Source organism: Bacillus sp. P4_E1, assembly GCF_056401715.1.
In genome coordinates this window covers 146,695-172,136 of record NZ_JBFUIV010000002.1, presented here as the reverse complement: position 1 = coordinate 172,136, position 25,442 = coordinate 146,695, and the positions used below count along the sequence as shown (strand labels likewise).

Genomic DNA, 25,442 nt, shown 5'->3' with positions numbered 1-25,442 from the left:
ATCCTGACCAAAATCAACCCTATCTAGATTTTTATTTCCACATAACTTTAAGGCGAAAAACTGGCCTTCACAATGGGATACATTACTTTGGTTAGCATGTATCGTAAAGCTTACCTTTATAACCATTCTTTTTTACCAACTTTACATGAAAATCATCTCACATATAAAGGGCTGATATTGTTCCTTTTATCAGTGTTTTTTCGACATTTTTTGTCGAATTATGCATATTTCATTCCATATAACTGTTTGAATATGCATTTTGTTTTACGTTATACATAATATTACTTTGAACATAATTTGTTTTTATCAGAGAACGTGTATAGAAACGGAGGGATAGTAAAAACAAATAGCTTATAACAAATAACTTTTTTATATTCCATTTGTTCATATGGAATAAGTCCCCAATGGACAAATGAATGTTCAAGGGAGGAAAAATGAAAAAACTTTTTAATATATGTTTAATTGTATTTGTACTATTTTCACAGTTTATTAGTTTCCCATACAATCAAGCAAAAGCTGAAACGTTAAAGGAAACTTCTTTATTTGACACTGTTGAAATGAAAGATGCAACTGGTCATATTATTGACGAAGCATTAAATCCTAAAAACTTAATAAAGATAGGATCAACCATTCAGTTAGAATATGCTTGGTCGATAAAAGATTCTCAAGTTTTACATGCAAACGATACAGCAGTGCTTCAAATACCACTTGCATTAAAAGTATCTAAAGATACGCAAGGAGATTTGGTGGTTGATCAAAAACATATTGGTCAATATTTTGTGACAGCTAAAGATAACAAACTGAAACTAATATTTAATGATCAAGTAGAAACTTCAAAAGATGCTAAAGGTAAAATTAAACTTGAAACTGTATTTAATCCAACTTTAAAATCCGATACAAAATCAGTTCAAATTGCTTTTCCTTTAGGTACGATGATTCATTCTATATCCGTTCCTGTTCAATTGGAAGATACTAAAGATAAAGAACAACCGGTTAAAGAAGCTGAAAAAGATGTAGCTAAACCTGCTACCGGGAAGCAAGAACAAGATCCAGCTAAGCCTGCTACTGAGAATCCGGAACAAAATGCAGCTAACAAACCTGCTGAGAATCCAGAACAAAACACAGCTAGCAAACCTGCTGGAAATCCAGAACAAAACGCAGCTAACAAACCTGCTAAGAATCCAGAACAAGACCCAACTAACAAAACTGCTGAGAATCCGGAACAAAATACAGCTAACAAGCCTGCTGAGAATCCGGAACAAGAGTCAGTTAACAACCCTACTGAGAATCCGGATCCATCTCCAAAACAAATAACGGAGAAAATTTTAACAAGTGTAAAATTGACGGACAAGGATGGGAAACCATTTAATAACGATGATAATCGTCCGAGCACAGATTCCCCTGCCAACATTGAGTTTGAATGGGAGCTGTTAAAATCAATGAATGTAAAAAGTGGAGATTACTATATTTTTGATCTTCCGAAACATTTTAAGATTTACAATACAATTAAGAGCCCCTTATATGATGATAAAAATAATGTGATTGGGGAATTTATCGTTACAAAAGATGGGAAAGTCACCATGACATTTAACGAATATGTTGAAACCCATCCAGATGTTGTTGGTAATCTTAAATTAAAAACAGAGTTCAATAAAGACGAAATTAAAGGGACAACAACACAGGAAATTCCTTTCCCAATTAAGGATAAAGATGTTTCTATTACAATTGATTTCAAACCAAATATAGAAACAGCTACGAACAAAAAAGGATTGCCTGATAGACCAATTAATACAAATGAAATTAATTGGACAGTAGAAATGAATAAAACGAAGGATACCCTTACAAACGCTGTTTTCAAAGATAATATTCCACAAGGTACAAGCCTAAATAGAGACTCTATTAAAGTTTATCATTTAGATGTGGATATTAACGGGAACGTAAAACGTGGTGCGGAAGCTGACCCAAGTGAGTACAAAATCGTTTCATCTGATGGTTCAAAATTAGAGATTGCTTTTAAGGATAAAATCAATCAAGCGTATCAAATTGAGTATGCAACAAAAATCACCGATGAAAATGCAACGAATTTCAGAAATGATGTCACGATAACAAGCGATAATCAGTCCCAACAAAAAGCAAATGCCACTGTAACTGTATCTCGTGGTACACATTTAGATAAAACAAGTAAATATGATCCAAAGACACAAACAATCGAATGGACAATTACTTACAATGGCGATCAAAGAGATATCAAAAAAACAGATGCGCTTTTAAAAGATATTTTTGACAATACACATGAACTTGATGAAAATTCCATTGTCGTAAAAAATGCTGCTTATGATGATAAAGGAAAACTTGTGACTGGTGATACTGCTAATAATTACACTGTAAACAAAAAGAACAATGGGTTCGATTTACAATTTAATGAAGATATTAACAGTGCTTATGTAATCACTTATAAAACAAAGCCAACTGATAAAGTCATAAAAGATGGAAAAGTCAAAAATACAGTTACCGCAGATAATGGCTCAAGTAAAGAAAATGAGGCTAGCTTCAAGCAGCAAAACATTATTAAATCTAATAATAAAGCTGAAACAAACTACAAAGACAAAACAACAACTTGGACAATTATAGTAAATAATAACAACTATCCATTAAACAACGCGACCATTACGGATACCTTTGATCATGGTGGATTGCAATTAAAAGATAAGAAACTAGAAATTAAAGACGGAGATTATACTCTTCAAGCTGGGACTGACTATGTTTTAGATGTGACGGATAAAGGTTTCAATATTACTCTTATAGGTACATATCAGTCTAATATGACAAAGACATTAGTCGTAAAATATACTACAGACTTTGATTATACAAAATTAGAAAGTGGCCAAACTTCATTTAAAAATACAGGTAACTTATCTTGGATAGATACCAATTCTAAGCCACAATCAAATAAAGATGCAGCGAATTTTGATCCTGATACTTTCACAAAGGCGAATGGGTATAAATACGGTTCTTATAACGCCCAAACAAAGGAAATTACTTGGATAATAGGCTTCAATTATAATAATGTTGAGATTAAAGATCCTTATGTCATAGACGTAATAAAGGATAAACAAAAGTTAGTAACAGGATCCATTGAAGTACGTGACATGATTTTAAATGGAAGCCCGGATAATGCAAGACCTGGTAATGCTGTACCAACTGAGCAATATGAACTTGAAGAACCTACAGATAAAAATAACAACACCCTAAAGGTTCATTTCAAACAATCAATTAATTCACCTTATTATATTATCTTTAAAACAAGCCTTGATGGTGAGCTTATCCAAGCTACATACAACAACGAGGCCGATTTAAAAGATGGCTCTAAAATTGTTAACACTCTTAAAGGTGATGCTCAAGTAAATAAAGGTGGCAGCTTCGTCACAAAAAAAGCTGTACAAGACGACAACTATATTAATTGGAGTATCGCAATTAATGAAAGCCAATCAACCATCGCAGACGCGGTTGTAACAGACGATCCAACAGATAATCAAGTGCTTGTGGAAGATTCATTCCACTTATACCCGACTACTGTTGATCCATATGGGAATTTAACAAAAGATACAGCAAATGAATTAAAAAAAGGAACAGACTATAAGTTAACGATCACAACAGATAATAAGACCGGAAAGCAACATTTCGAAATTGCCTTCTTGAAAAAAATTGATCGAGCTTATATTTTAGAATACCGCTCATTTATTAATGCGGACGATAAAGAAAAAGTGAGTAATAAAGCAAAAATCGCAGGTAATAGTTTAACAGTAAAAAATACTGAAACTACTGAAACGATTGAAGTTCGAATGTCTTCCGGTTCTGGTGGGGGCTCTGCTACCAAAGGCCGCGGAAACCTTGAAATTATAAAGGTTGATGATGAAGATAAAAAAATATCGTTAGCCGGTGCAGAATTCACTTTATACGATCACACGGGTAAAACTGTTATCCGTAAAATAACAACAGACAAAGATGGTATCGCTAAGTTTAATAACTTAAAACGCGATAAATATTTATTAAAAGAAACGAAGGCCCCAGCAGGCTATGTAATTAGCTGGGATTTAAAGCAAGGCAGACTTGTTGAACTTGGTTCACAAGAAACGACAACATACAAACTTAGCAATAAGAAATTCGTTGGTAAAGCTGTGCTTACAAAGGTTGATGACCTGAACAATAACGAAACACTTAAAGGTGCAGTTTTCGCCTTACTAGATAGAAATAACAAAGTAATTCCTGGCTACGAAAAATTAACAACTAATGAAAATGGAAAAATTACTGTAGATCCATTGAAACCTGGAACTTATCAATTAAAAGAAATCGAAGCTCCAGTTCATTATGATCTGAATAGCCAACCAATCTGGTTTACTGTCTCAGAAGATCAAACAACAGTAATTAATGTAACTGCTAAAAATAGTCTGAAGAAGGGTTCAGTCATCTTAACGAAATTTGATGAGAATAAGAAACTTCTTGAAGGTGCCATTTTTAGCTTACAAGACGAAAAAGGTAAAGTAATCCCTGGCTATGAACAATTAACAACAAATAAAGATGGATATATTGAAGTAAAAGACTTACGTCCTGGCAAATATCAATTTGTTGAGACACAAGCTCCTCTTCATTACGTTACAGACCCGACACCTATTAAGTTTGAAATTGAAAAAGGACAAACAAAGGCGGTCTCTGTCAAAGCAGAAAATAACCTAATTAAAGGTGGCGTCACTTTAACGAAAGTTGACGACGTTGAAGAAAATGTAACTCTTGAAGGTGCGGTATTTAAAATCGTCAATGAAAAAGGCGATACACTTCAACAAAACTTAAAAACAGGATCAGATGGAAAGTTAATCGTTAAAAACTTAGAGCCTGGTAAATATAAATTTATCGAAACAGAAGCTCCTAAGTACTATGAATTAAATAAAGAACCGATTGATTTCACTATTGAAAAAAGTCAAACCTCCTTCGTTTCTGTTACTGCAAAGAACAGTTTAACGAAAGGTGACGCTGAATTAGTAAAAGTTGATAATGTTGATAAGAAAGCACCTCTAGAAGGTGCAGTCTTCAAGGTTATTGACGAACAAGGAAAAGATGTTCGTACTGACTTAACTACAGATGCTGAAGGGAAAATTAAGGTTTCTGATTTACGTCCTGGCAAATATCAATTTGTTGAAACACAGGCTCCTGGGCATTATGAACTAAGCACAGAACCTATCAACTTCACAATTGAGAAGGGTCAAAAAGAAATCATCACTGTTACAGCAGAAAATCGTTTAGTACCGGGTAATGTTGAACTATTAAAAGTGGATGATGTGGATGGGAATGCTCTTGAAGGAGCAGTCTTCAAGATCGTTGACGAAAATGGAAAAGATGTTCATACGAACCTTATTACTAACAAAGAAGGGAAAATAGCTGTTTCTGGACTACGTCCTAGTAAATATCAGTTCATCGAAACAAAAGCTCCTGAAAACTATGATTTAAACAAGAAACCGATTGATTTCACTATCGAGAAAAGTCAAACTGCTACAAAATCTATTACAGCTACAAACAGCTTAACTAAAGGCGGTATTGAATTAACGAAAGTAGATTCTTTAAACGATAAAGAAAAACTTGAAGATGCCGTATTTAAAATCGTTAACGACAAAGATGAAGACGTTCATACAAACCTTACTACTGATAAAGAGGGAAAATTAGTAGTAAAAGATTTACGTCCTGGCAAATACAAAATTGTCGAAACAAAAGCTCCTATTTACTACGATGTAAATATAGAGCCTATTGAATTTACAATTGAAAAGAGTCAAAAAGAACTCCTTCCACTTACATTTAAAAATAGCTTGACGAAAGGTAAAGTTAAACTAATTAAAGAAGATGATGTGGAAAGCAATATAACTCTTGCTGGTGCGGTATTCACATTACAAGACGCAACTGGCAAGGAAATTATGAAAGATTTAACAACAGATGAACACGGAATATTAGTTATTCCTGATTTAGCACCAGGGGATTATCAATTTATTGAAACAGAACCCCCTGCACATTATAAATTAGATCAAACACCTATTAAGTTCACGATTAAAAAAGGTAGCAAGAAAGATCTTCCTATCCCTGTCACTGTAAAAAATAGTTTACTTACAGGTGGCGTCACTTTAACAAAAGTAGATGACGTTGATAGCACTACACTTGAAGGTGCGGAATTTATAATCGTTGACGCTCATGACACTAAAAAGGTAATTCGCAAAGGCTTAACGACTGATGAGAACGGTATAGTTACCGCTTCTGATTTACGTCCGGGAGATTATCAATTTATTGAAGTAAAAGCTCCAAAAGATTATGACTTAAGCAAAGACCCTATTCCGTTCACTATCGGAAAAAGTCAAAAAGAAAATATTACCGTTACTGCTAAAAACAGCTTAACGAAAGGTGCTGTCACTTTAACAAAAATCGATGACATCGATCGTACGATGCTGAAAGGCGCAATCTTTAAAATCGTTGACATGGACGGTAAGGAAGTTCATACAAACCTTGTTACAGACGACAACGGCGAAATTTCTGTTTCTGACTTACGCCCTGGAGACTATCAATTTATTGAAACAAAGGCTCCTGAACATTATGTGTTAGACGGAACACCGATTCCATTTACAATTGAAAGAAGTCAAACGAAAAAGATTACTGTTACAGGTAAGAACACTTTAACAAAAGGTAGCGTTGAATTAACTAAAATTGACGATATTGATATCGATACAAAACTTGCTAACGCTGTATTTAATTTATTAGATGCAGACGGAGAACTAGTTGAAGAAGGCTTAAAAACAAATGATGAAGGAAAAATTGTTGTTGAAAATCTACGTCCTGGTACGTATCAATTCGTGGAAACAATAGCTCCTGAACATTACGATTTAAATAAAAAACCGATCGAATTTACAATTAAGAAAAGCCAAACTGAAATTCTTCATGTTACAGCTAAAAACGCTCTAACAAAAGGTGCATTGGAACTTTCTAAAGTGGATAACATCGATGACACTACCCTTGAAGGTGCAGTATTTAACATTGTTGATATGAAGGGTACTGTAATTCATAAAGACCTTGTTACAAATGGTAAAGGGAAGATCGAAATTAACGACCTACGTCCTGGTGATTACCAATTCATCGAAACGAAAGCTCCAAAGCATTACGTTTTAGATGAAACGCCTATTGGTTTCACTATTGAAAAAGGACAGAAAAAAACTATTTCTTTAACTGCTAAAAATAGTTTAAAACAAGGTAGTATCGAATTAATTAAAGTTGATGATTTAAACGATCAAACAAAACTTGCCGATGCTGTGTTTAATTTACTAGATCAAAACGGGAAAGTACTTAAAACGGATTTAAAAACGAACAGTGAAGGAAAAATCATTGTTGAAAACTTACGTCCTGGTACGTATCAATTTGTCGAAACAACGGCTCCGAAACATTATGATTTAGACAAAAAGCCAATTGTAGTTACAGTTGAGAAAAGCCAGAAAGATATCGCTACTGTTACTATGAAAAATAGTTTAACAAAAGGCGGCGTGGACCTTACTAAAGTGGACGACGTCGATGGTACTACTCTTGAAGGCGCAGTATTTAACATTGTTGATATGAAGGGTACTGTAATTCGCGAGAAGCTTACTACAAATTCACAAGGTAAAATTAGCGTTTCTGACTTACGTCCTGGTGATTATCAATTCATCGAGACGAATGCTCCGAAACACTACGATTTAAATAAAGAACCGATTCCTTTCACAATTGAAAAAGGACAAGCTGAACCGATTTCTGTTACTGCTAAAAATAGTTTAACAAAAGGTGCGGTAGAGCTTTCTAAAGTAGATGATATTGATGGTACTGTCCTTAAAGGTGCTGTATTTAAAATTGTTGATATGAACGGTAATGATGTTCGCACTGATCTTACGACAGATGCATATGGTAAAGTTGCTGTTCCTGATTTACGTCCGGGAGACTACCAGTTTATTGAAACGAAAGCTCCTGAACACTATAAATTAAATGATACACCAATTAAATTTGCAGTTAAGAAAAGCCAAAAAGAACAGCTACAAGTCACTGCTACTAACAGCTTAATTGAAGGTGCAGTAGAGTTAATTAAAGTTGATGATATAAATCCAGACACAAAACTTTCTAATGCGGTATTTAACATCATTGATGCGAAAGGTAAAGTTATTCGCACGGATTTAACTACTGATAAAGACGGGAAAGTTTCTGCTTTTAATTTACGTCCAGGAGATTATCAATTCGTAGAAACGAAAGCTCCAAAAGATTATGATTTAAATAAAAAGCCGATTCCTTTCACTATCGAGAAAAGCCAGCCAACTCATATTTCTGTTACCGCTAAAAATAGCTTAACTAAGGGTGGCGTGGAATTAACGAAAGTTGACTCTTTAGATGCGAAAGAACTACTTGAAGGTGCAGTATTTAAAATTACTGATATGAACGGTAACGATATTCGTACAAATTTAGTTACCGATAAAGATGGAAAAATCATCGCTAAAGACTTCCAACCTGGAGACTATCAATTTATTGAAACGAAAGCTCCTACTCATTATGACTTAAATGAAGATCCGATTAAGTTCACAATTGAAAGAAGTCAAACAAAACATGTCTTCGTTACAGCTACAAATAGCTTAACGAAAGGTAGTGTGGAGTTAATTAAAGTGGATGATGTTGAAGAAAACACAACACTTGAGGGTGCGGTATTTAAAATTGTTAATAAGGATGGACATGACGTCCGTACTGATTTAACTACTGATAAAAATGGCCGTTTAGTTGTGGATGAATTACCACCAGGAGACTATGAGTTTATCGAAACAAAAGCTCCTAATCACTATGACTTAAACGAAACACCTATTAAGTTCACAGTTAAAAAAGGACAAGAAAAAGTCGCTTCCGTTACAGCTACGAATAGCTTAACGAAAGGCGCTGTTGAACTTTCTAAAGTGGATGATGTTGATGGTACTGCTCTTAAAGACGCAGTATTTAAAATCGTTGATATGAACGGCAACAACGTGCGTTCTAATTTAACTACTGATAAAGATGGGAAAATTAGCGTTTCTGATTTACGTCCAGGAGACTATCAATTCGTTGAAACAAAGGCTCCTACTCATTACGACTTAAATCAAAACCCTATCAAGTTTACTGTTGAAAAGAGTCAAACGGCTAAAGCTTCTGTTACTGCTACGAATAGCTTAACGAAGGGCGCTGTTGAATTAACTAAAGTCGATGACGTTGACAACTCTACTCTTGAAGGTGCTATCTTTAAAATCGTTGATCAAAGCGGCAATGATGTTCGTACTGATTTAACTACTGATAAAGATGGGAAAATTAGCGTTTCTGATTTACGTCCAGGAGACTATCAGTTCGTTGAAACGAAAGCTCCTACTGGCTATGATTTAAGTGCTAAGCCAATTCCTTTCACAATTACGAAGGGACAATCTGGGGTTACCTCTGTTAAAGCTTTAAATAGCTTAACAACAGGTTCAATTGAGTTAACTAAAGTTGATATTGATCACCGTGGAACACTTGAAGGTGCCATTTTCAATATCTTAGACTACGATGGAAAAATAATCCGAGAAGGCCTAAAAACAGACCAACACGGTAAATTAATCGTAAATGATTTGAAACCTGGTAATTATCAATTAGTGGAAACAAAGGCTCCTGAAGGCTATCAATTAGATGCTTCACCGATAAGCTTTACAATTGAAAAAGCTCAAGCTACACCACTACAAATTACAGTTTCAAATAAGAAAATCGAATCTTCACCAGGTGGAGATGATAAACCAATTACTCCTCCAAATAAAGAGGAGAAACCAGGAAAAGAAACTTCCGAAGAACTAGAAAAAGGAAATCCTGAGACTCACGGAAAAGAAAATTCCGAGGAACTAGAAAAAGGAAATCCTGAAACACAGACAAACAAACAGCAAGATGATCGAAATATAGATAAAAAACTTCCAAATACAGGTCATAAAGAAGATCATACACAAGCAGCAGGTATCGTTCTTCTACTAGCTGGATTGTTAAGTATTTTAGCCACAAAACGTAAAAAACATTATAAATAATATGTTTTACAGCCAATCAATTTATTAGTTGATTGGCTGTTTTTTTTGTGCAAAAAAGACGATACACAAAGTATCGTCTTTTTAACGGGGTGAGGCTGTCCAAAAGTACGGAAAACTCTTGAACAGCCTCGTATTTTCATATGGATGCCTTACATATATCACTGATGACAATTATGAAATGCGGAAACATAGTTACCATCACATGATTGAAACAAAAAAAAAGAAAAGAAACCCTATAACGGGTCCCTTTTCCCTACATAATCTAAAGTTTGGGTACACTAGATTCATGCAATGTAGGAGCCTTCAGAACAGAAAGCGAACCTTCATTTAAAATGATAGCATACATATATCCGCTGAAAATATGCAAATGTGCATATAGCGTTTTTTTATTTCTCAATATATATTTATTGAAAATTCAGATATATAAAGGTAAAATATAGTCGTTATCCGTCTTCTTTTGTCAGTCAGAGAGAATAGAAGAATGGGAGAGGAAAAAATGAGAAAATCACTGAAACAAAAAATAGTAAGCTCCTTGCTTGCTGTATCACTCGCCGTTAGCTTAGCTCCAATCGGGCAAGCAAAAGCTGATTCCACGTCAGAAATTACACAGACTCCACCTATTACAAAACAAGTTGATGCAAACCGCGCCATCGAGCATATCCGTTTCTTATCCGAAACAATCGGTCCCCGTCCGGGTGGTACAAAATCAGAAGAATGGGCTTCTCGCTATGTTGGTATGAAGCTTAAATCAATGGGATATGAAGTAGAGTATCAGCCCTTTCAAGTGCCGGATCAATACGTTGGATTTATCGAATCACCATTAGGGACAAAGCGTAATTGGCAAGCTGGTGCTGCTCCAAATGCACTAATTTCTACAGAAGCTGTTACAGCTCCGCTTATCTTTGTTCAAGGTGGTACAAAATTAGACGATATTCCAAATGAGGTAAACGGAAAAATTGTTTTATTCGAAAGAGGTGCAACAGTAGCAGATTATAATAAACAGGTTGAAAATGCTGTTAGTAAAGGGGCAAAAGGTGTTCTTTTATACAGCTTAATTGGCGGACGCGGAAACTATGGACAAACTTTCAATCCTCGCTTAACTAAAAAACAGGCTATCCCTGTCTTCGGTCTTGCTTATGCTCAAGGAAATGCATTTAAAGAAGAAATCGCTAAAAAAGAGACAACAATTCTTTCCCTAAAAGCGAGACATGAATCTAATTTAACATCCTTAAATGTCATCGCTAAAAAGAAACCAAAAAATAGTACAGGTAATGAAAAAGCTGTTGTTGTAAGTTCACACTATGATAGTGTCGTTGGAGCACCTGGGGCAAATGACAATGCTTCTGGTACAGGATTAGTATTAGAATTAGCTCGTGCTTTTCAAAATGTAGAAACTGATAAAGAAATTCGTTTTATTGCTTTTGGTTCTGAAGAAACTGGCTTACTTGGCTCTGATTATTATGTTAATAGTCTGTCCCAAAAAGAACGTGATCGAATTTTAGGTGTCTTTAACGCAGATATGGTTGCAACAAATTATGATAAAGCAAAGAATTTATATGCAATGACTCCTGATGGATCAACGAACCTTGTAACAGATGCTGCCTTACAAGCAGGTAAACAATTAAATAATGATCTCGTTCTTCAAGGAAAATTCGGCTCTAGTGATCACGTACCATTTGCTGAAGTGGGTATTCCTTCTGCACTATTTATTTGGATGGGTGTCGATAGTTGGAATCCATTAATCTATCATATCGAAAAGGTATATCACACGCCTCAAGATAATGTATTTGAGAACATTTCACCAGAACGTATGAAAATGGCATTAGAAGTTATCGGAACTGGTGTTTATAACACCCTTCAAAAACCTGTTGCTCAAACTGAACAAAAAGCTGCTTAATCATTTAAAAGACCACTGATTTAATTAGTGGTCTTTTATTGAGAAAAAATATATATGCATAAAAGCATATTTTTTCCTATTCATTATCGTATACAATATTAACTGTAACAAAAATGATTACAACTAATAAGGAGGCTTTTCTACTATGAAAAATATGATTTTAGCCGGCGCATTAACTTTAACAGGAATTACTGGCGCTACCGCGTTTATTCCTGAAACAAAAGTCGCTGCTGCCGCTCAAGAACAAAGCTTTACAAAATTTTATTCTTTGCAAACTGGAGCTAGTTCTGAACAAGAACCTATTTTCCTTCAAAAGGGACAAGAGCTAACAATTCAACCTAACAGCAAAACTCCTAGTTACAGTGTTTATGACTCAAATCATAACCTTATTGGGCGTTATTCTGATGGTTACGGCCGAATTTTCACTGCAAAAACAGATGGAAATATGTACGTTCAATTTCATGCACCTTACGTTTACTATAGTCCTGTTAGCTTTTCTGTTACTTATACTATTCAATAGAAAAGAGGTCCTTTACAGGGCCTCTTTTATTTCTCTTTCCAATTTACTTTTACAAATCCATCTTTCACCATTACACCACTTATATTAAACACATACTTTTCATTTGCTTTTAATGTAACTGTAAAAACACCTTTTTTCGATTCACAGATCTCCTTCAACTCTTTTATCCCTTCCCCTTGTCTTTCGTTTTCGCTAATTTATAGCATAGGGAATATATTTGCTTATATATATATCAATTAATTCTTCTACCTTTTCTTCCATCTTAAACCCCCTGTCATTTATATAAGACGACGCAAATTCTCCTTTTGTTTGATAATTTTTTTATTATCTCCATACAAAAAGGCAATCACAACATCGTGTGATTGCCTTTTATTTAAAGCGAGCTCTGCCTCCTAATCCCTTCCGTCTAAGAACCTTAGCCTTTGGGACTAAACAGCCGCTTCCGCTCTTCTTTATGTCCAGCTCCAGCGGCTAGAATACTCGGTGGCTTCGCGCCTTCCTCCGAGGCAAAGTACGCCTCTATGTCAGGAGCTCCATCCACCTCCTATTCTAAACGAGCCGCTTCCGCTCTTCTTAATGTCTAGCTCTGCCTCCTAGCCCCTTCTGTCTAAGAACCTTCCCCACGAGAAGATAAAATGCATCTTCTGTGGGAAAGAACCTTAGCCTTCGGGACTAAACAGTCGGCTCCGCTTTTCTTTATTACATTTTTTCTGGGGCAGATACTCCTACGATTGCTAATGAGTTTTGAAGTGTAGTGCGTACTGCTTTCATTAATTCGTAACGAGCTTTACTTAATTCTAAGTTATCTTGGTTTAATACTTTTTCTGCATTGTAGAAGCTGTGTAATGCTGCTGCTAATTCAAATGCATAGCTTGTAATGCGGTGTGGCAAACGTTTTTGCGCTGCATCCGCAACTACAGCCGGGAATTCACCAAGTTTTTTCAGTAACTCTACTTCTTTCTCAGAAGTAACAAGTTTGTAATTTACGTCTCCGCCTGTAGCTAATCCTAACTCTTCACCTTGACGAAGGATACTGCATACACGAGCATGTGCATATTGTGCATAGTATACTGGGTTTTCATTAGATTTTGATACAGCTAAGTCCATATCGAAGTCTAAATGAGAATCACCGCTACGCATTGCGAAGAAGTATCGCATTGCGTCCACGCCTACTTCTTCCATAAGCTCACGAAGTGTAACTGCTTTACCTGTACGCTTACTCATTTTCATTTTTTCACCATTTTGGTACAGTTGTACCATTTGGATGATTTCTACTTCAAGTGTTTCTTTATCGTAACCTAGTGCTTGAATAGCAGCTTTCATACGAGGAATGTAACCGTGGTGGTCAGCACCCCAAATGTTGATTAGCTTATCGAAACCACGCTCTAATTTATCACGGTGATAAGCGATATCTGGCGTTAAGTATGTGTAAGAACCGTCATTTTTAATTAATACACGGTTTTTGTCGTCACCGTAAGTCATTGAACGGAACCAAGTTGCTCCGCCTTCTTCAAAGATTTCGTCACGCTCTTTTAATACAGCAAGAGCCTGATCAATTTTTCCGTTTTTGTATAATGATGTTTCTGAGAACCACACATCGAAGTTAACACGGAAGCTTGCTAAATCTTTTTGAAGTTTTGCTAACTCATATTTTAAACCGTATGAACGATAGAATTCATAGCTTTCTTCTGCATCAGCTTTTGCATAACGATCGCCAAACTCTTCAGCTAAACGTTTACCGATTCCAATGATGTCCGCACCATGGTAACCGTCTTCTGGCATTTCTTTCTCTAAACCTAAAGCTTGCATGTAACGAGCTTCAACAGAAAGAGCTAAGTTATGAATTTGGTTACCAGCATCATTAATGTAGTACTCACGAGATACATCATATCCTGCTTTTGCTAATACGTTACATAAAGTGTCACCTACTGCCGCACCACGTGCATGTCCTAAGTGAAGATCGCCTGTTGGATTCGCAGATACGAACTCAATTTGTACTTTTTCACCTTTACCAGTATTCGTTTCACCGTATGCTTCACCAGCGTTGACGATTGTTGGGATTAAGTCTGTTAAGTAGCTATTATCCATGTAGAAGTTAATGAAACCTGGACCAGCGATTTCAATTTTTTCAATAGAAGCTTTTGCTTTATCGAAGTTTGCAACTAAGTCTTCTGCAATCATACGAGGTGCTTTTTTCGCAACGCGTGCAAGTTGCATTGCCATATTTGTAGAGAAGTCACCATTTGTTTTATCTTTTGGAGATTCTAATACAACGTTTGGAATTTGTTCTTCTGTCGCTAGTTCTGCCTTTAATACAGCAGCTTGAATTTCTTCTTTAATCAATCCTTTTACTTGTTCTAAAGAATTCATTATTTTGCCTCCTTCAAATTAAGTGTAATTGTATATCTGCCAGCTTCTTGTTCACTTAGAAGCAATGCGTACGTTAAGAAGAGTTGTCCTTTTTTCTTTTCATCCGACCATTTAAAAAGAACGTTATCAGTTTTCGTTTGCAATGCAAACGTACCAAGTTCACTCGTATACGTACCAGTTGTCCATTCACCTTTCACATGCGTCTGACGCATAGAAATAGCACCTGAACGCATAATGAGAACTTGTTCATCTTGAATTTTAATAATTGTTTTCACTTCGCCTTGTTCGTTCGGCTCTTGGAATGTTATATATGTACCTTGACCTTTTACATAGTATTGACCATTTGCTTCAAAAGCAACGGTTTCCTTCCTCGCCCCTTCACGGATTTCTGTTACGAAATGAACGTGTACCGGCAAGCCTGCAAGTTGTTTCTTCACGTCTTGCACACCCTTCAAATGTTATAGATATTAAATACTACTTATAATAAATCACTTTTCCTATCATATCAAAAAAAGACTCTGTCTGTCTGCTGAAAAATCAGGAAAACTCCTTTTCAAAAAATAATTCACCTTCACTTTATTTCATATGTTAAAATATTTTTTAAATCTAAATATTCTTTCATTTCAAGGGGTGAATTTGGTGCTACTAACAAAATTAAAAAAAGGTGATGAAATAAGGGTTATTTCACCATCTTGTAGTTTAAGTATTGTCTCAAATGAAAACAGAGACCTTGCTATAAAAAGATTAACCGACATAGGCTTTCAAGTTACATTCTCAAAATATGCTGATGAGATAGATCGATTCGCTTCCTCTTCTATTTCTTCAAGAGTTCAAGACCTCCACGAAGCATTTAGAGATCCTAATGTAAAAGCCATTTTGACGACACTTGGCGGATACAACTCTAACGGTTTATTGAAACATCTCGATTATGATTTAATTCGAGAAAATCCGAAAATTTTCTGCGGTTATTCTGATATTACCGCTTTAACTAACGCGATTTATGCTAAAACAGGCTTAGTTACATATTCAGGTCCTCACTTCTCTTCATTTGGAATGGAGAAAGGGCTCGATTATACGACCGATTACTTTTTAAAGTGCTTAACTTCTCATGAACCTATTGAAATACTACCAGCTGAAACTTGGAGCGATGACTCTTGGTATATGGATCAAGAAAATCGAGAATTTATTAAAAATGAAGGATATGTTTCAATTCAAGAAGGGGAAGCGATGGGAGATATTATTGGTGGCAATATGAGCACATTTAATTTACTGCAAGGTACACCATATATGCCAAGCTTACAGGGCAAAATTTTATTTATTGAAGAGGATAGTTTAACAGGAAAATCTACCCTAAAAACTTTTGATCGATATTTACATTCTCTTATGCATCAACCTGACTTTGAACATGTAAAAGGCATTCTTATAGGACGAATGCAAAAAGGAGCAGAATGTATGATAGAGGACATTCAAGAAATGATTGCTTCAAAGCCTGAACTTGCTCATATCCCTATTATTGCGAATGCAAGTTTCGGACATACAACTCCTATTTTTACTTTCCCAATTGGCGGAAGGGCAAAAATCATTTCTAATAAAGAAAGTTCAGCTATCACCATTTTAACGCACTAAAAAAGGAGCGAACGATTCGCTCCTTTTATGGTTTTTCTATTTTTTGCAACGCTTTTTGCGGGATTGATTCTTTCGAGATTTCAGCCCATCCTTTTCCCTGCATACCTTTTGCATAAATTTTTATAAAAGCACCCGTATGCAATTCACGGTTCACCATTCTTTTAATAACTTGTAACTTTCCATCTTCTGTATACCCTTTAAATGTATACAAATATTCATCGTCTTTTTTCTCACTTTTATCTATAACAGCATAATAATCTTGTATTTCTTTATTTGAAAAGAAGTTGTCTACAAAAGCATGCACACCTTCTGTTTTCGTGTTTAAATAATATGCTGTTCCACCTAAAATAATGGCGAACACAGCTAAAACTTTAATTACCAATTTCATAAATGCGCCTCCTGTTTGCACTGCTTTCTCACTAGCCGTATGTCTATACCTGTATTATACGAAAAAAGGCATACTATACTCTATCGAAATGCCTTACACTTTCCTTACATTATTGTAAGAGTTTTTCACCTGACAGCAATTTCCCAATAAAAAATTTTTCCGTTTAACAAACTTTTATATTATTATTGAATGATACAAATTTTTATTACAAAAATCAAAGGAGACAGTTTTCAAATGGCTATCTTGCAAGGTTTAGCACTATTACTTGTTGTACTTTGTCTATTTACACTTTTCAGTTACCGTGCGCCTTACGGAATGAAAGCAATGGGCGCTTTAGCTAATGCAGCAATCGCAAGTTTTCTTATTGAAGCATTTCACCGTTATATTGGTGGAGAAATGTTTCATAATGACTTTTTACAATCAGTAGGAGAAGCTTCTGGTAGTATGAGCGGTGTCGCAGCGGCAATTTTAGTCGCATTAGCAATCGGTGTTTCACCCGTATACGCTGTTTTAATCGGTATAGCTACTAGTGGATTCGGTATTTTACCAGGATTTTTCGCTGGATACGTTTGTGCTTTCGTCGTGAAATTTCTCGAAAAGAAATTACCAGCTGGTGTAGAATTTTTAGCAATCCTATGTATTGCCGCACCAATTTCACGTGGAATGGCCATGCTTATGGATCCACTCGTTAACGCAACACTCGGTAAAATCGGTTCTATGATTTCAGTTGCAACTACAGAAAGTCCTATCATTATGGGTATTATGCTTGGTGGATTAATAACAGTTATTTCTACATCTCCATTAAGTTCTATGGCACTAACTGCAATGCTTGGATTAACTGGTTTACCAATGGCAATTGGTAGTCTTGCCGTAGCAGCTTCTGCCCCAATGAACTTCATTTTCTTTAAACGACTAAAAATCTGTTCAAAGAAAGATACAATCGCCGTGGCAATCGAGCCGTTAACACAGGCCGATGTTGTCTCAGCAAATCCAATTCCTATCTATATGACAAACTTTGTTGGCGGTGCGCTTGCCGGTATTATTACGTCGCTATTCCAGCTCGTTAATAATGCACCAGGGACAGCATCACCAATTCCAGGACTTCTCGTACTGTTCGGATTTAATGATGTAATAAAAGTAACGATTGCTGCCGTATTATGTGGAATCGTTACCACTATTGTTGGATACGTCGGTTCCATTGTGTTCCGCAAATATCCAATCCGTTCTGCTGATGAAATTCGCGGAATTACTTCGGAAGAGAAAGTTGCGTAAAGAAAGGGAGCTATTCTCATCGTTTGAGAATAGCTCTTTTTTATGTCGCGTGACGGTAAGTGAAATTATATTGAACACAACTCCGGATATATCGACTTAACTACTAAATAAGACAATAATAACCTACCTATTAATAAAAGAAGCCGGCTCAAAACACTTTTTGAGTCGGCTTCACTTTTACTTTATCCAGCTACAGCGGCTAGAATGATCGGTGGCTTCGCTTCTTCCTTCGAGACAAAAAACGCCTCTACATCTGAAGCTCCATCCCCCTCACATTCTGAGCGAGCCGCTTGCGCTTTTATTTTATCCAGCTACAGCGGCTAAAATGATCGGTGGCTTCGCTTCTTCCTTCGAGGCAAAAAACGCCTCTACGTCTGAAGCTCCATCCCCCTCACATTCTGAGCGAGCCGCCTACGCTTTTATTTTATCCAGCTACAGCAGCTAGAATCTCCGGCCATTTCACACTCTCGTTCGAAGCCAAAAGCGCTTCTCGGTCGAGCGTTCCAATGACCTGCGATTCTGAGCGAGCTGCCTACGCTTTTATTTAACCCAACCGAGCAGCATTTCCCGCACGAATTTGCTTGCTGCGATTGGTGTTTGATCACTATGATCGTAGACTGGAGCTACTTCTACTAAGTCTGCTCCGACTACTTTTATATTTGAATTTGCAATTGCTACGATGGACTCTAATAGTTCTTTAGATGTGATACCTCCAGCTTCTAATGTTCCTGTTCCAGGAGCGTGAGCTGGGTCTAATACGTCGATGTCAATTGTGACATAGACTGGGCGTCCTGCAAGTTTCGGTAATACTTCCTTTAACGGTTCTAATACGTCAAATTTATATAAGTTCATACCTACTTCTTTTGCCCATTCGAATTCTTCCTTCATTCCAGAACGAATACCGAAAGAATATACGTTTTCCGGACCAATTAAATCGCACACTTTACGAATTGGTGTAGAGTGGGATAAAGGCTCTCCTTCATATGACTCACGTAAATCAGTATGAGCATCCATATGGATGATTGCTAAATCCGGATATTTTTTTGCCATTGCCTTAAAAATTGGCCAAGACACTAAGTGCTCTCCGCCGAGACCTAGTGGAAACTTACCGGCATCTAATAGTTTTGTTACATATTCTTCAATCATGTCTATGCTGCGCTGTGGATTCCCAAATGGTAATGGGATATCACCCGCATCAAAATATTTTACCTCTTCTAGTTCACGATCTAAATACGGACTATATTCTTCAAGACCGATTGATACTTCACGAATACGTGCAGGGCCAAAGCGAGATCCTGGACGGAAACTTACTGTCCAATCCATAGGCATCCCGTAAATAACTGCCTCTGACTCTTCAAAACTTGGATGACTTTTAATAAATACTTTACCTGAATAAGCTTCATCAAAACGCATATTCTTTTCCTCCTTATGTGGAACTTAAGGTATCCCAACCTTTCACTATTTCTCAAATTTGGAGCGCATTGCTCCTCTTTCTCGATTTACCTGGGCCTTCTTGTTATCACAAGAAGACTACTTCATTTGTAGCAGTGTAAGTAACTAGCATGTTCAAGCCTTCTAGACAAACACCTTAAATGAGTTACTTACACTTTATTTATTTCAATTTAACGCTCTTACTTAATTAAATCGCCAACAAATTTCGGTAATGCGAATGCTGCATTGTGTAATTCTTTTGTGTAATATTTCGTTTCGATTTCATGGAAACGCTCTTCACTTACTTCTAATGGATCATGTTTTTTAGATCCGATTGTGAACGTCCAAAGTCCACTTGGATACGTCGGAATGTTTGCTGTGTATAGACGAGTAATTGGGAAAATCTCTTTTACGTCTTTAAACACAGTTGTAATTAGTTCTGGTGTAAACCAAGGGTTGTCCGTTTGAGCAACGAAAATACCATCTTCTTTTAACGCTTTAGAAATTCCAGCGTAGAAGCCTTTTGTAAATAGGTTTACTGCTGGGCCTACTGGCTCAGTAGAATCTACCATAATTACGTCATATTCATTTTCGCTTTCTGCGATGTGTAGGAAACCATCTCCTACTTTTACTTCTACACGCTCATCATCTAATGCGCCTGCAATTGATGGTAAGTATTGTTTAGAGTACTCAATTACTTTTCCATCAATTTCAACAAGAGTTGCTTTCTTTACGCTTGGGTGTTTTAATACTTCACGAATAACACCACCATCGCCACCACCTACTACTAATACGTTTTCAGGGTTTGGATGTGTAAATAAAGGTACGTGTGCTACCATTTCATGATAAACGAACTCGTCCTTTTCTGTTGTCATAACCATGCCATCTAAAATAAGCATGTTTCCGAACTCTTCCGTTTCAACCATATCAAGTTTTTGAAATTCTGTTTGCTCCGTATGTAATGTGCGGTTAATACGCGCCGTAATTCCAAAATGCTTTGTTTGTTTTTCAGTGAACCATAGTTCCATCGTACAATCACGCCTTTCAATGCAAATTTATAATAGGGACATCATTAATGTCCCCTAACAAAAATAAAACAAAACATCCAAAAAGTATAGTTAAAAGTACAAAAATACCGAAAATATATTTTAGTCAGAGGGTTCTAACATATATGTGAAAAGGGATTGCTCTGTAATAGGAAAGAAAACCCTTTCTTAAGAAAGGGTTTTTGTCTCTATTTCTACCGGTTTACGAATCGGAATTAAGATCATTACGCAACCAACTAACACAACAATTCCACCGACTAAAAACGGACTTTGTGGTGAAACTGTATGACCGATGACTCCTGATAAAATTGGAGCAATCGCGCCCCCTAACCAACGAACGAAGTTATAAACACCTGATGTAACAGATCTTTCATAAGGTGAAATATCCATTACATAACTTGTAAATAACGCGTTATTTAAGCCTGATGCTAATCCTGATAGAACGATTAACACGATTTGTAACCACATAATTTTAACGAAGAATAGTGCAATTAAGAAAATCGCAAATACGAGTAAACTACCTTTTAACAATGCTTTTGGTTCATATTTACCTTCTAGCTTATGCGCTAAAATTGCTGATCCGTAAGCTAATGCTAATCCCCATCCGCAAAATACAAATCCTAATTGAATAGCAGATAAATGCATAATAAGTGGCGAATATGCTAACACGACGAAAAATCCGTAGTAATATAACATCCCGGAAATGGCACCTTGCATAAACGGTTTATACTTCACCAGGTTAAGTAATTCTCCTACGCCTGCCGCTTTACGCTTCACTTTTCGCTCCGGCTCTTTTACAAAAAAGAAAACTAAAATAAATGCTAAAGAAATTAAAATACTCGTCGCAAAAAATGGGTAACGCCAAGAATGTCCACCTAATATACCGCCTAACAATGGGCCACCTGCCATCCCTAAACCGATAGCTGCTTCATATAATCCTACTGCTTCATGAACTTCTTTACTTAATGCAATTAATAATGTCATCGCCGTTGCGAAGAACATCGCATTTCCTAATCCCCACCCCGCGCGGAAAAGAGATAATTGAGCAATCGTTTGCGATATACCACATATAAATGCAAATACAGTTACAATCGCAAGACCGATCGTCATCATTCGTTTATCACCAAATCTTGATGCAAATATTCCAGCTGGTAACATCATAATTGCCATCGTTAAAATATAAGCTGTAAATAACATCTCGACTTGCCAATGCGAAGCACCAATTTGTTCAGCAATACTTGGTAAAATTGGGTCGACTACTCCTATACCTGAAAAGGCAAGGAAGGTAGCCACCACTGTAATCAATCTCCCTAATTTTTGTTTGCTCTCCATTTTGATTACTCTCCTTTTGTATTCTCTAAAAATGTAACTGCACGGCTTAAACTATCCTCTAGCTCTGCCTTAACACGCTGCATTTGCTCCATTTTTTCGTCTAACGTTTGCACTTGTTTTTCAAGCATCTCTTTAATTTCTTGAATCACTTCACGGTCACGCGGATTCTCACTATTTCTTCTTTGTTCCATTCTTTCTTTTAACGATAAGAAATGTTGCATTTCTTGAAGCGTAATTCCTAGTACTTCTTTCGCTTCCACAATCCTTTTAATTCTCGCAATGTCCTCGTCTGTATACAGGCGAATATTCCCTTCACTGCGTTCTGGGGGATGAATTAAACCAATTTCCTCATAATAACGAAGTGTACGCTTTGTTAAACCAACTTGCTTTGTTACTTCATCGATTTTATACATGTGTATTCCTCCCTTCATCGATTATTACATTTTACGTTAACGTTAACTTTTGTGCAACTGTTATACTTTTGTAAATGTTTGTCATATGAATTGTATTTTTCTCAAAGCAGTTTCATAATAAAAGAAAAGAGATGATAAGGAGATTTCCACATGAATAAACCACTTATTTTCGCTCATCGCGGGGTAAAAGGAACACACCCAGAAAATACGATGATTGCCTTCCAAGAGGCTGAACGCATTAGTGCTCACGGAATTGAACTTGATGTTCATCTATCAAAAGATGGTGAACTAGTTGTTATTCATGATGAAACGGTGGACCGCACAACAAATGGCGTGGGACTTGTTTCTGAGAAAACTGTAGAGGAATTACAAGCTTTAGATGCTGGTAGCCATAAAGATCCTTCTTTTCATGAGGCGAAAATCCCAACATTACGAGAAGTATTTATTTGGCTCTCTACAACAAATTTACAACTTAACATTGAATTAAAAACAGATGTTCTTCATTATCCAAATATTGAAGAAAAAGTTGTTGCTCTTGTTCGTGAATATCATCTATCCAATCAAATTGTATTTTCATCATTTAACCACGATTCCGTTTCATTATTAGCAGAAATTGCTCCAGAAATTCCAAGAGCGATTTTGTACGATACACCACTTGCAGATCCTATTGCTGAAGCAAAAAGGCGCGAGGCGACTGGATTACATCCAAACTTTCAATTATTAACGAAAGAGTTTGTCCAATTAGCACAGGGGCAAGGATACGTTTTTCGTCCTTACACTATTAATGAATATAAAGATTTACAAACTATGATTGACTATGGTGTAGATGTCATCATTACCGATTGGCCAGCACGTGCCTTTGAGCTCCTTTCTTAATTGAAGGGGCTTTTTTGTTTTCAAAATTTCATTGTTTAAAATAAACGAAAACCCTCAATACTAATACAATAATGCTTGTATTAATGAGGGGCTGAAAAAGATGGATCAAACTATGAATCCAAAACTTAAAAAATATAAACGTCTTTTCTTCACCGTAATGTTTTCTTGTGTTCTTTTTTTCGTTTTTTCCTTTTTTATTATCATTATAGCTGCAAAAATTATGGGGCCTCCCCCTGTTGCAGTGCCGCAAACGAGTGTCTTTTACGCTAATGATGACACTGTTATAGGACAAAGTAATGAAACACAAAAGCGCTATAATGTATCTCTTGATGAAATTTCTCCTTATGTAAAAGAGGCAACACTATCTATTGAAGATCAACGATTCTACAAACATCATGGATTTGATATAAAGCGCATTGTTGGTGCCATTGTTGCCGATTTAAAAGCAATGGCAAAAGTACAAGGTGCTAGTACTATTACACAACAGTATGCTCGTAACCTATACTTAGATCATGATAAAACGTGGAAGCGTAAACTATTAGAGGCAATGTATACCGTTCGCCTTGAAGTGAACTATAATAAAAATCATATTTTAGAAGGATATTTAAATACAATTTATTACGGGCATGGTGCTTACGGAATCGAAGCTGCTTCTCGCCTGTATTTCGATAAAACTGCAAAAGAATTAACATTAGCAGAAGCTAGTATGCTCGCAGGCATTCCGAAAGGACCTAGCTTTTACTCTCCCTTTTTAAAAGAGGAGCGTGCTAAAGGGCGTCAATCTCTCATACTAGATGAAATGGTAGAACAAGGTTATATTACAAAACAGCAAGCTGCCTCGGCAAAAAAGGAACCGCTAACTTTCGCCTCATTAGATACGAAAAAAGTGGCAGAGGTCGCACCTTATTTCCAAGATGCTGTACAAGCTTCTCTTCTTCGGGATATCGGATTAGATGAGCAAGCCTTACAGCGAGGTGGCTTACGTATTTATACAACGCTAGACCCTAAATTACAATCTGTAGCAGAGCAAGCTGTAAAAAATCATATACCTGAAACAACAAACATCCAAACTGCCCTCGTCTCTATGAATCCAAAAACGGGTGAAGTGGCTGCCCTTGTTGGTGGAACTGATTATAATACGAGTCAATTTAACAGAGCTACACAAGCCGCTCGTCAGCCCGGCTCTACATTTAAGCCATTCCTATATTACGCAGCCTTAGAACGAGGATTCACCCCTGCTACGCGCTTAAAAAGCGAATACACTGTATTCACTTTAGGTGACGGTGTTTCCAAATATAAACCGAAAAATTATAAAAACTATTATGCAGACGACTTTGTGACAATGGCACAAGCACTCGCTGTTTCTGATAACGTATATGCTGTGAAGACAAATCTATTTTTAGGCGAAGACATTCTTACAAAAACAGCGAAGCAATTCGGTATTACTAGCGCATTAAAAGATGTTCCGTCTCTTGCTCTCGGCACATCTCCTGTAAAACCAATTGAAATGGTCAATGCTTATAGCATGTTTGCAAACGGCGGGAAAGAAGTAAAACCAATCTTTATAAGGCGCATCGTTGATCATGAAGGAAATATGCTATACGACGCTCATTTAGAAAGTAAACAAGTTCTAGATAAAAGCAAAGCCTTTGTGATGGAAGAAATGATGGCAGGTATGTTTAATAAAAAACTAAGCAGTTATGCCGCTGTGACCGGTCAATCGATGTTATCAAAACTATCAAGAACATATGCTGGAAAGTCTGGTTCTACAGAAACTGATAGTTGGATGATTGGATTTACCCCGCAGCTCGTAACAGGGGTTTGGATTGGATACGATCAACCTAAATCCATTTCAAACGTAGCAGAACAAGGATACGCAAAAAAAATATGGACCGATACAATGGAAAAAGGATTAGATGGACAGCCTAAACAAGAGTTCAAACAACCAGCAGATGTTGTTGCAGTCGATGTTAATCCTGAAAACGGTAAGATTGCTACAAAAAATTGTCCCATTTCTGTGAAAATGTATTTCGCAAAAGGTACAGAGCCAACAGAGTATTGTATGGATCACGTTGATGATAAGGAAGAGTTCGAAAAGGTTAGTGAAGAGAAGAAAAAGGCGGGTTGGTGGAAAAAATATCTCCCGTGGTAAAAAAATAGCTGACGGA

At 36.5% G+C, this 25,442-nt stretch carries 14 protein-coding genes and 2 pseudogenes; 7 read left to right on the top strand and 9 right to left on the bottom strand.

The genetic code is table 11. The features are described from left to right. Positions 1-434: 434 nt before the first annotated feature. The 3 genes from AC1DS7_RS02995 (at position 435) to AC1DS7_RS02985 (ending at position 12,520) form a co-directional block, all read left to right on the top strand. A complete protein-coding gene (locus AC1DS7_RS02995) occupies positions 435-10,103 on the top strand; it encodes a SpaA isopeptide-forming pilin-related protein (protein WP_476998776.1) in 9,669 nt (3,222 codons plus the stop codon). 496 nt (positions 10,104-10,599) lie between these two features. Then, entirely contained in the window at positions 10,600-12,000 is a 1,401-nt protein-coding gene (locus AC1DS7_RS02990) for a M28 family metallopeptidase (RefSeq protein ID WP_002089791.1), read from the top strand. A gap of 145 nt (positions 12,001-12,145) precedes the next feature. Further along, entirely contained in the window at positions 12,146-12,520 is a 375-nt protein-coding gene (locus AC1DS7_RS02985) for a hypothetical protein (RefSeq protein ID WP_000794128.1), read from the top strand. A 26-nt stretch (positions 12,521-12,546) separates the two neighbouring features. Here the strand turns inward: AC1DS7_RS02985 and AC1DS7_RS02980 are convergent. The 4 genes and pseudogenes from AC1DS7_RS02980 to AC1DS7_RS02965 all read right to left on the bottom strand — a co-directional run. Beyond that, positions 12,547-12,705: pseudogene (locus AC1DS7_RS02980) on the bottom strand (anti-sigma factor); the annotation flags it as partial. After that, positions 12,699-12,870: pseudogene (locus tag AC1DS7_RS02975) on the bottom strand (RNA polymerase sigma factor); the annotation flags it as partial. The pseudogenes AC1DS7_RS02980 and AC1DS7_RS02975, both read right to left, overlap by 7 nt. 349 nt (positions 12,871-13,219) lie before the next feature. Continuing rightward, positions 13,220-14,890 (bottom strand): arginine--tRNA ligase, encoded by a 1,671-nt coding sequence (gene argS, locus AC1DS7_RS02970; protein WP_137059265.1) that lies wholly within the window; start codon positions 14,888-14,890, stop codon positions 13,220-13,222. Next, positions 14,890-15,327: a YwiB family protein gene (locus AC1DS7_RS02965; RefSeq protein WP_002089794.1), complete on the bottom strand. Its 438-nt coding sequence runs from the start codon at positions 15,325-15,327 to the stop codon at positions 14,890-14,892. The genes argS and AC1DS7_RS02965 overlap by 1 nt, the downstream gene beginning before the upstream one ends. 148 nt (positions 15,328-15,475) lie before the next feature. Here AC1DS7_RS02965 and AC1DS7_RS02960 point away from each other — a divergent pair, with 148 nt between their 5' ends. Beyond that, complete coding sequence (locus AC1DS7_RS02960) at positions 15,476-16,516, top strand: S66 family peptidase (protein ID WP_476998775.1); 1,041 nt, start codon at positions 15,476-15,478, stop codon at positions 16,514-16,516. A 25-nt stretch (positions 16,517-16,541) separates the two neighbouring features. On the opposite strand, the gene AC1DS7_RS02955 is transcribed toward AC1DS7_RS02960, so the two are convergent. Next, positions 16,542-16,904 carry a YxeA family protein gene (locus AC1DS7_RS02955; protein ID WP_002130097.1) on the bottom strand — a complete coding sequence of 121 codons (363 nt, stop codon included), beginning with the start codon at positions 16,902-16,904 and terminating at the stop codon, positions 16,542-16,544. 234 nt (positions 16,905-17,138) lie between these two features. Between AC1DS7_RS02955 and AC1DS7_RS02950 the strand changes: the two genes are divergently transcribed. After that, positions 17,139-18,176, top strand: a complete 1,038-nt coding sequence (locus AC1DS7_RS02950) for a PTS sugar transporter subunit IIC (RefSeq protein WP_002068536.1) — start codon at positions 17,139-17,141, stop codon at positions 18,174-18,176. 540 nt (positions 18,177-18,716) lie between these two features. Here AC1DS7_RS02950 and speB read toward each other — a convergent pair. The 4 genes from speB to AC1DS7_RS02930 all read right to left on the bottom strand — a co-directional run bounded on the left by speB (position 18,717) and on the right by AC1DS7_RS02930 (position 22,398). Beyond that, positions 18,717-19,589, bottom strand: a complete 873-nt coding sequence (gene speB, locus AC1DS7_RS02945; RefSeq protein ID WP_002016350.1) for an agmatinase — start codon at positions 19,587-19,589, stop codon at positions 18,717-18,719. A gap of 218 nt (positions 19,590-19,807) precedes the next feature. Continuing rightward, entirely contained in the window at positions 19,808-20,635 is an 828-nt protein-coding gene (gene speE / locus AC1DS7_RS02940) for a polyamine aminopropyltransferase (RefSeq protein ID WP_000424693.1), read from the bottom strand. Positions 20,636-20,821: 186 nt separating this feature from the next. After that, complete coding sequence (locus tag AC1DS7_RS02935; protein WP_002143906.1) at positions 20,822-21,985, bottom strand: MFS transporter; 1,164 nt, start codon at positions 21,983-21,985, stop codon at positions 20,822-20,824. 5 nt (positions 21,986-21,990) lie between these two features. Then, a complete protein-coding gene (locus AC1DS7_RS02930; RefSeq protein ID WP_002016353.1) occupies positions 21,991-22,398 on the bottom strand; it encodes a MerR family transcriptional regulator in 408 nt (135 codons plus the stop codon). Positions 22,399-22,548: 150 nt separating this feature from the next. Between AC1DS7_RS02930 and AC1DS7_RS02925 the strand changes: the two genes are divergently transcribed. Together AC1DS7_RS02925 and AC1DS7_RS02920 are read left to right on the top strand one after the other, a co-directional pair. Beyond that, positions 22,549-23,274 (top strand): glycerophosphodiester phosphodiesterase, encoded by a 726-nt coding sequence (locus AC1DS7_RS02925; RefSeq protein ID WP_002034922.1) that lies wholly within the window; start codon positions 22,549-22,551, stop codon positions 23,272-23,274. 100 nt (positions 23,275-23,374) lie between these two features. Continuing rightward, the gene (locus AC1DS7_RS02920; protein ID WP_002143907.1) at positions 23,375-25,426 is read left to right on the top strand and encodes a transglycosylase domain-containing protein; all 2,052 of its coding nucleotides are present in this window, start codon (positions 23,375-23,377) and stop codon (positions 25,424-25,426) included. The last annotated feature ends 16 nt before the right edge of the window (positions 25,427-25,442 follow it).